This window comes from Reyranella sp. (assembly GCF_052439685.1).
Taxonomy (GTDB): domain Bacteria; phylum Pseudomonadota; class Alphaproteobacteria; order Reyranellales; family Reyranellaceae; genus Reyranella.
Genome location: NZ_JBQVQG010000007.1, coordinates 253267 through 261420 on the forward strand (window position 1 = coordinate 253267; position 8154 = coordinate 261420).

8 protein-coding genes are annotated in these 8154 nt (G+C 67.1%); 5 read left to right on the forward strand and 3 right to left on the reverse strand.

Annotated features, from left to right (window positions below; all coding sequences use genetic code 11):
* Positions 1-65: 65 nt before the first annotated feature.
* Together ybaL and ACT6UX_RS12445 are read left to right on the forward strand one after the other, a co-directional pair.
* Positions 66-1733, forward strand: coding sequence for a YbaL family putative K(+) efflux transporter (gene ybaL, locus ACT6UX_RS12440; protein ID WP_444775464.1), 1668 nt, complete (start codon positions 66-68; stop codon positions 1731-1733).
* A gap of 92 nt (positions 1734-1825) precedes the next feature.
* Entirely contained in the window at positions 1826-2293 is a 468-nt protein-coding gene (locus ACT6UX_RS12445) for a YHS domain-containing (seleno)protein (protein ID WP_444775465.1), read from the forward strand.
* Positions 2294-2309: 16 nt separating this feature from the next.
* Here the strand turns inward: ACT6UX_RS12445 and ACT6UX_RS12450 are convergent, their stop codons facing one another.
* Positions 2310-4187, reverse strand: a complete 1878-nt coding sequence (locus tag ACT6UX_RS12450; protein WP_444775466.1) for an adenylate/guanylate cyclase domain-containing protein — start codon at positions 4185-4187, stop codon at positions 2310-2312.
* A gap of 122 nt (positions 4188-4309) precedes the next feature.
* Between ACT6UX_RS12450 and ACT6UX_RS12455 the strand changes: the two genes are divergently transcribed.
* Positions 4310-4945, forward strand: coding sequence for a hypothetical protein (locus ACT6UX_RS12455; protein WP_444775467.1), 636 nt, complete (start codon positions 4310-4312; stop codon positions 4943-4945).
* A gap of 3 nt (positions 4946-4948) precedes the next feature.
* Here the strand turns inward: ACT6UX_RS12455 and pncA are convergent, their stop codons facing one another.
* Positions 4949-5680: a bifunctional nicotinamidase/pyrazinamidase gene (gene pncA, locus ACT6UX_RS12460; protein WP_444775468.1), complete on the reverse strand. Its 732-nt coding sequence runs from the start codon at positions 5678-5680 to the stop codon at positions 4949-4951.
* A gap of 66 nt (positions 5681-5746) precedes the next feature.
* Positions 5747-6595 (reverse strand): enoyl-CoA hydratase/isomerase family protein, encoded by an 849-nt coding sequence (locus ACT6UX_RS12465; protein WP_444775469.1) that lies wholly within the window; start codon positions 6593-6595, stop codon positions 5747-5749.
* 536 nt (positions 6596-7131) lie between these two features.
* On the opposite strand from ACT6UX_RS12465, the gene ACT6UX_RS12470 reads away from it, so the two are divergent.
* Complete coding sequence (locus ACT6UX_RS12470) at positions 7132-7653, forward strand: restriction endonuclease subunit S (protein ID WP_444775470.1); 522 nt, start codon at positions 7132-7134, stop codon at positions 7651-7653.
* Between the two features lie 2 nt (positions 7654-7655).
* The coding region (locus tag ACT6UX_RS12475; protein WP_444775471.1) for a type I restriction-modification system subunit M N-terminal domain-containing protein at positions 7656-8154 on the forward strand (499 nt) is incomplete at its 3' end.

Here is an 8154-nt window from a genome sequence, read left to right on the forward strand (position 1 = left end):
TGATTGCAATTTCCGGGGAGGCGCGCCACACCGGAAGCACCCATTCAATCGCTGAGAGAAACCGGATGCCCGAGCATCACACCCCGCTCATTGCGACGATCGCTGCGGGACTGATGCTCGCCTTCGTGCTCGGCCTGATCGCCCAGCGGCTACGGGTGCAGCCCCTGGTCGGCTACCTGCTGGCCGGCGTCATGGTGGGTCCCTACACGCCGGGCTTCACCGCCGACCCCGCCTTGGCCACCGAACTCGCCGAGATCGGCGTCATCCTGCTGATGTTCGGTGTGGGCCTGCACTTCTCGCTCAAGGATCTGCTTTCGGTCGGACGCATCGCCATCCCCGGTGCCGTCGGACAGATCGCCGTTGCGACCCTGATGGGCGCCAGCCTCTCCTGGGCTCTGGGCTGGCCGCCCATCGCCGGCCTGGTGTTCGGCCTCGCTCTGTCGGTCGCCAGCACCGTCGTCCTCATCCGCGCTTTGCAGGAGCGGCACATCATCGAGACCCATCGCGGCCGGATTGCCGTCGGCTGGCTGGTGGTCGAGGACCTCGCGATGGTGCTGGCGCTCGTCCTGCTGCCGGCACTGGCAGTGGCGACCGAGGGCAACGGCGCGCCGCCCACCCGCATCCTGTTCATGCTGCTCGTCACCCTGGCCAAGGTCTCGATCTTCGTGGCCATCATGCTGATCGTCGGCCGGCGCGTCATTCCCTGGCTGATGCACTTCACCGCGCATACCGGATCGCGCGAACTGTTCCGCCTCGCCGTCTATGCCATCGCCCTCGGCGTGGCCTATGGCGCGGCCCATCTGTTCGGCGTCTCCTTCGCCCTCGGCGCCTTCTTTGCCGGCATGGTGCTGGGCGAAAGCGACCTCAGCCAGCGCGCCGCCGAGGAGGCCATCCCGCTGCGCGACGCCTTCGCCGTGCTGTTCTTCGTCTCGGTCGGCATGCTGCTGGACCCGGCGGTGTTCGTGGACTCTCCGGTGGCCGTGATCGCCACCATCGCCATCATCGTCGTCGGCAAGTCGGTGGCCGCCTATCTCATCGTGCGGGCGTTCGGGCACAGCCGGTCGACCGCCTTCACCGTCTCGGCGAGCCTCGCACAGATCGGAGAGTTCTCGTTCATCCTGATCGGCATCGGCATCGGACTCGGCATGGTGCCGAAGGAATCGCGCGACCTCGTCCTGGCCGGCGCCATCGTCTCGATCATGCTCAATCCCCTGATCTTCACCTTCCTCGAGCGTCTCGCCCAGGAAAAGCCGGACGCGCCTGCTGCCCAGCCCGACGAACCCGCGACCGACCTGAAGCCGACCACCCTGACCGGCCATGACATCGTCGTGGGCTACGGCCGGGTCGGCTCGCTGGTCGGCGCCGGCCTGAGGGGCGACGGCGCAAAGATGATCGTCGTCGAGGCGAGCGATGCCGGCGTCGCCCGCGCCCGCAGCGACGGCGCCGAAGTCTTCACCGGCAACGCCGCCGAACCAGCGATCATCGCCGCACTCAACCTCGCCGGCGCGCGGCGCCTCTACGTCACCATCCCGGAGCCTTTCGAGGCAGGCCAGATCGTCCAGCAGGCCCGCGCCGCCAATCCCAGCCTCGACATCCTGGCCCGCGCCCATTCGAGCGCGACGGTGGAGCATTTCGAAAAACTGGGCGCCAATCTCATCGTCCTGGGCGAGACCGAGATCGCCTACCGCATGCTGGAGCGCGGCCGGGCCGACACGTCCCCGCGGCCAGCCTGAACGACCGTTCGCAGGCGCCCCCCTTCCGCCCCAATCGAGACCCACCTCGCGAAATGGCCGGCGCGATCGCCGGCGCATCGGGAGAGCGAGACATGAGCATGCGTCGTGCAGTCCTCCGCGGAATGGGCGCCACCCTCGTCGGCGGCTTGGCGGGGGCGTCTGCAGCCTGGGCGCAGCCGAACCGGGCGAGCACTGCGCGCCTCGGACTGAAGGGCTACGATCCGGTGGCCTATTTCACCCTGAGCGCGCCGACCCCGGGCAGTGCCGACTACGAACTCGTGTGGGACGGCGTGCGCTACCGCTTCGTCAGCGCCCGGCACCGCGACCTGTTCAGGGCCGATCCCGACAAGTATTCGCCGCAGTTCGGCGGCCAATGCGCCATGAACATGGCCAACGGCAACCTGCGCGAATCCGACCCGACCATCTGGACCATCTCCAACGGCCGTCTCTATGTCTTCGCCAGCGCCGCCGGCTCGGAGCGGTTTCGCGAGAGCCCCGGCCCGAACGCGACCCGGGCCAACGGCAACTGGCAGAACCTGAGGAAGACCACCGGTCAGTAGGCCGGCGGCACCGATCTCAATTCAGCCCGGCCTTGCGAAGGCTCACCGCGAGCCGCTGCTGCAGCGCCGGGTCCTGGAAGCGCGTGCCAAAGCTCGCGGCGTCGAGATGGGGGTTTTTGCGCCGGCCCTCGTCCATCGCCTCCTGCGCATCGCCGGCGCGCCCCATTTCGGCATAGGCGCCGGCCAGCGGCAGATCGAGCAGCGGATAGGCCGGGAAGCGAGCGCGCACCGTCTCGAGCAGCCGCACCGCATCGGCGTAACGGCCACCCAGAAGGTAGGCGATACCGAGATTGAGCGCCGCCTCGGGACCGATGTTGGGGTTGAGGCGGTTCGCGATCTCGGCCGTCGCGATCGATTCCTCGATGCGGCCCGTCCACAGCAGCACCGCAGCCCGCGCCCGCAGCACCTCGGCGTCGCTGGGGTTGATCTCCAGCGCGCGCTCCGATTCGGCCATCGCCAGGTCGTACTTGCGGGTCGCGGCATAGGCGCGGGCGAGGACGCCATGCGCCAGCACGTTCTCCTCGTCGAGATCGATCGCCTTCTGCGCGTAGCGGATCGCCGTGTCGATGTCCTGTTGGGGGAACTCCGACCAGCCGAAGGTGGCGCGCTCGAAATGGACGCCGGCCAGCTCGGCATAGGCGTCGGCATAGTTGGGCGCCATCACCATTGCCTTCTCCAGCATCTCGCGTGCCGCCCGGTTGCCCGACGGCGTCGTCTCTGCCGCCCGGGTGCGGCCGCGCAGCAGCATGTCGTAGGCATCGAGATTGTCGGTTGGCTTGCGCAGGGATTGCTGCACGGCGAGTTGTTGCAGGTTGGTCGCCAGGGTGCCGGCGATGCGGCGCGCGATGCGGTCCTGCACCGCGAAGATGTCGCCCAGATCGTCGTCGTAATGTTCGGACCAGAGCTGTGTGCCGGTCATCGCGTCGCTCAGCTGGACGGTGACGCGCACGCGCGGCCCCATGCGGCGCACCGTGCCGCCCACGATGTAACGCGCCCGCAGTGCGCGTCCGATCTCCTGGGGCGGGAGGTTCTTGCCCCTGAACGGCAGCACCGCGCCATAGGACAGCACGGTGAGCTGCTTGAAGCGTCCGAGCGCGCGCGTGATGTCCTCGGTCAGCCCATCGGAGAAGTAATCCTGGCCGGGATCGCCACTCTGGTTGGCGAAGACCAGCACCGCCACCGACAGGCCCGTCTCGACCGGCGCCGGCGCGGAGGCGACCGCCTCCTCCGCCGGCAGGAGGTGGCCGGAGAAATAGGCCAGGGCGCCGGCCCCCGCCACCAGGCCTGCCGCAATGGCTGCGACGGCGGCCGCCATGCGCTTGCGTCGCTGCGGCCGGGACGGTGCCGCCGCGCCCTCGGCGAGCGCGGAGGGATCGAGCGTAAAGACATGGACCGGCCGGTCGATGTTCTTCACCGAGCGGTTGCCGAGGTCGCGGAACGTCAGAGCCAGCTTGTCGCGCACCTGCTCGTACACCGCGGCCGACAGCACGATGGCGCCCGGCTCGGCCACACCCTGCAGCCGGGCGGCGAGGTTTACCGTGTCGCCGAACACATCATCATCGGAGGCGATCACGTCGCCCAGGTGCAGACCGATACGGAAGGTCTGGCGTCGTTCCACCGGCACGCCTTCGTTGCGCTCGGCCATGCCGCGCTGCAGCTCGACGGCGGATCGCATCGCCTCGACCGCGCTGCCGAACTCGACCATCACGCCGTCGCCCACCGTCTTCACGATGCGGCCGCCGAACCGTTCGATCACCGGCGCCACCAGCTCGGCCAGATGCGCGTGCAGGTCGACGAGGGTGCGTTCCTCGTCGGCGCGCATCATGCGACTGTAGCCGAAGACGTCGGCGAACAGGATCGTCGCCAGCCTGCGGGGGGTGATCGGAGAGGACATCGGTCTCGCGTCAGCGCCGGGTGTGATAAAAGACGAACTCTTCGGTCATGCTGCTGCTCCCTTGCAGCGGCCACAATATGGCGCTCGGGGGGCCTTTGCCGCCAGAGCGGTTCGAGAGCGAGATGTCACCGTCCCAGTTCCTGTCCCGACGCCTCCTCGCCCTGGTCTGCGTCACATTTGCAGTGCCCGCGATGGCGCAGGTTCAGTCACCCACCGTGCTCGACTGCACCGGGCCGTTCACCCGCGACTCTGACGAGCGCAAGCTCGCGCAGGTGTTCGGCGCCGCCAACGTCGAACGCGCCGACATTCCCGTCGGCGAGGGCAATACGGAGCCCGGAACGGCCATCTTCGCGAAGGATCCGGCGAAGCGCATCGACATCCTGTGGCACGATGCCTATGCCCGCCCCAACGTCGTCATCGTCCGCAACGGGTCGGCCTGGCCGGTCGCGGTGACGGGCCTGGACAAGCCCATCGCCAACGGCCTCACCCTGGCGGAGATCGAGGCGATGAACGGCAAGCCCTTCACCCTGACGGGCTTCGGCTGGGACCTCGGCGGCTATACCAACAACTGGGACGGCGGCCGGCTCGACAAGCCGCTCGGTGGCTGCAACCTATCGGTCCGCTTCGACCCGGCGAGCGATGCGCCCGGCGATGCGCTCGACAAGGTAAACGGCGACGTCGAATTCTCCTCGGCCGACTCCGCGATGCGTCAGGTGAAGCCCGTCGTCATCGAGATCGAGCTCGGTTGGCCGCCGTAGCCGCTAGGAAATGTCGCTCGCCTGGATGCGTTTCACGCCGGCGGCCGTCATTTCCTTCCAGGCCGCAGCCAGCGAGCCGTTGAGGTCGATGGCGCGGGTGGCGTCCTCGATCACGTAGGTGGTGAAGCCGAGCTTGCGGGCATCCAGCGCCGTCCAGGCGACGCAGAAATCCGTGGCGAGGCCGGTCAGGAAGACGGTATCGATGGCACGCGCCTTGAGATAGGCAGCGAGCCCCGTCGTCGTCTTGCGATCTGCCTCCTCGAATGCCGAGTAGCTGTCGACGCCCTTGTTGTAGCCCTTGCGGATGACGAGCTGTGCCGTCGGCAGCTTGAGGTCCTTGTGGAGGGCCGCGTCGTCCGAGCCCTGGACGCAATGGTCGGGCCACAGGACCTGCGTCCCGTAGGTGAGCCCGATCGTCTCGAACGGCTTCTTGGCGGCATGCGCGCTGGCGAACGAGGCGTGTCCGGGTGTGTGCCAGTCCTGCGTCACGACGACGTTCTGGAACGCGCCGGCGAGCTTGTTGATGATCGGCACGACCTCGGCACCGCCCTTCACCGGCAGCGTGCCGCCGTCGATGAAGCAATTCTGGACGTCGATGACGATGAGGGCACTGTTGGCGCCGGGCTTGATCGGTTCGGCGGCGAAGAGTGGCGAGGCCGTGCCGCCGACGAGGCCGAGAGCGACTGCCGACCGCACGAAGCCGCGGCGCGACAGGCGGGTGGCGTTCGATGTCATGGGCCGCCCCTCCGATGCTGGATGATGCCGCAGTCTAGCGCCTCCAAACCGAAGAGACGACCTCGATCACTGGCCCTTGAAAACCGGCGGGCGCTTCTCGGCGAAGGCGCGGCGCGCTTCCTTGGCGTCTTCGGAGCCGTTCAGGATGCCGCCGGCATTCGAGGTGAGGACCATGGTGGTCTCCATCGTGCTGTCGAGGGCCGCGCGCATGATGCGCTTGCCGACCCACTGCACGAGCGGCGGCACCTTGATGATGCGGTCGCACAGGGCCCGCGTGGTCTCCTCGAGCTTGTCCGCCGCCACGAGGTGATTGAGCATGCCCCAGTCGTAGGCGCGCTGGGCGTCGAGTTCGCCCGTATAGGCGAATTCGAGCGCCCGGCCGAGGCCAACCATCTTCGGCAGATAATAGGAGCCGCCATTCTCGATGATCTGGCCGGCATTCTGGTAACCGATGAAGCGCGTCTTCTCGCAGCCAATGCGGATGTCGCAGTGAAGCGCCATGTCCATGCCCGATCCGACCGCCGGGCCGTTGATCATGGCGATGGTCGGCTTGCGGATCAGCGAGATGTCGCGGTGAAGCTTGGTGAAGCCGTGAAAGAAGTGCTGACGCGCGGCATCGGGCCCCTCGTGCGAACCGCGGTTGCCGGGGAACTCCTCGCCCGTCACGTCCGCCGGCATCTTCGAGCGCAGGTCGGCGCCCGCACAGAAGACGCGGCCGACGCCGGTGAGCACGATCACGCGAATCTTAGGATCGTCGTCGCCCGCGCGCATGTACTCACCGACCTTGGCGACGGTGCCGTTCTCCTCCGCCGTCCCGACGAGCGCGTTGAGCCGGTCCGGGCGGTTGAACCGGATCCAGAGAATTCCGGTGTCCTCGGGCTCGTAGGACAGGTAGTCGACAAGCTTCGGTGCCATGCGTGTTCCCTCCACTGCTGATCGGGCGGAGGCGAAGTATCGACCGGCGCAAGGCCATCGTCATGGGTGCCGTTTCGCGCGACCGCGAACTCACGGCCGATCGCGCGGCCCTGGCCAGCACGGCGGCGACAATCGTCCAACACGCGAGAGACGGCCGGCGCTGGTCGAGGATGTTACGACTCCGGGACACCACGCGAAAACCTACATGCCGGGCGTGTTGCCGGGCCATGAAGGAACCGCGTCGGTTCATTGACCGGTGTCAGGGCGGCGGCTGACGAATAATTGCATGCGCCATGCGTCTTAAAAGAGTGGCCTGTGCGGGGTGCGACATTCGTTTCGAATGTTTCGTTTATTTCGATTGTTTCGTTTAGAGCACAGTCGGCCGCTCCATTTGCATCAATGGCATTCACGCATTCATATTGATTGACGACTGCGGGCCAAACCGCTATCTTATTTGCATGAATGCACATCGTGCACAGATTACGGCCCTTCTAAAGGTCGCGGAAATCGCGGCAGGCCACCCCCTGCGCTCTGCCGTGGATGAGCTCCCGCCCGGCGAAACCGGCGTGATCCAGATGCGCAATGTCGATCCCGATTTCGGCGTGGCGTGGGAGACCGTGTCGCGCATCGACCTGCCGCCCGCGCGGCGTGTCGAGCCGCTCACCAGCGGCGACGTGATCTTTTCGACCCGCGGCGTCCGCACCTATGCCGTGGCCCTCGACCCGCCGCCGTTCCGGACGGTGTGCTCGCCCCATTTCTTCGTGCTGCGGCCGCGCGGAACCCTGATCGATCCGCGATTCCTCGCCTGGCAGATCAACCAGGCGCCGGCGCAGGAATATCTGCAGCGCGAGGCTACCGGTTCACACATCCTGAACATCCGGCGCGAGGTCATCGAGCGCCTGGAGATCGTGATCCCGTCGCGGGCGCGACAGAAAGCGATCGTCGCCTTTGCCGACGCCGCGGCGCGCGAAAAGCGCCTGCTCGCCGGCCTGATCGAGAACCGCCAACAGCAAATGAACGCGCTCGCCGCCGGGCTGCGCACATACGACGAGGAGTAGCCATGCCCGAGCCCATCAAGCAGGACGACATCAACCGCGCCGTGTGGGCCGCCTGCGACACCTTCCGCGGCACCGTCTCGGCCGACATCTACAAGGACTACGTCCTGACGCTGCTGTTCCTGAAATACATCAGCGACGTCTGGCAGGACCATTACGACGGCTATCAGAAGGAATACGGCGACGCGCCCGAGCTGATCGTCGAGCTGATGCGCAGCGAGCGCTTCGTCCTGCCGGAAGGCGCCAGCTTCTACGCCCTCTACGACCGGCGCCACGAGCCCGGAAACGGCGAGAGCATCGACAAGGCCCTGCACGCCATCGAGGACGCCAACATCGGCAAGCTGCGCGACGTCTTCCAGGACATCAGCTTCAACTCCAACAGGCTGGGCGAGGAAAAGCAGAAGAACGATCTGCTGCGCCACCTGCTGGAGGATTTTGCCCGGCCCGAGCTGAACATGCGCCCCTCGCGCATCGGCAACCTCGACGTAATCGGCAACGCCTACG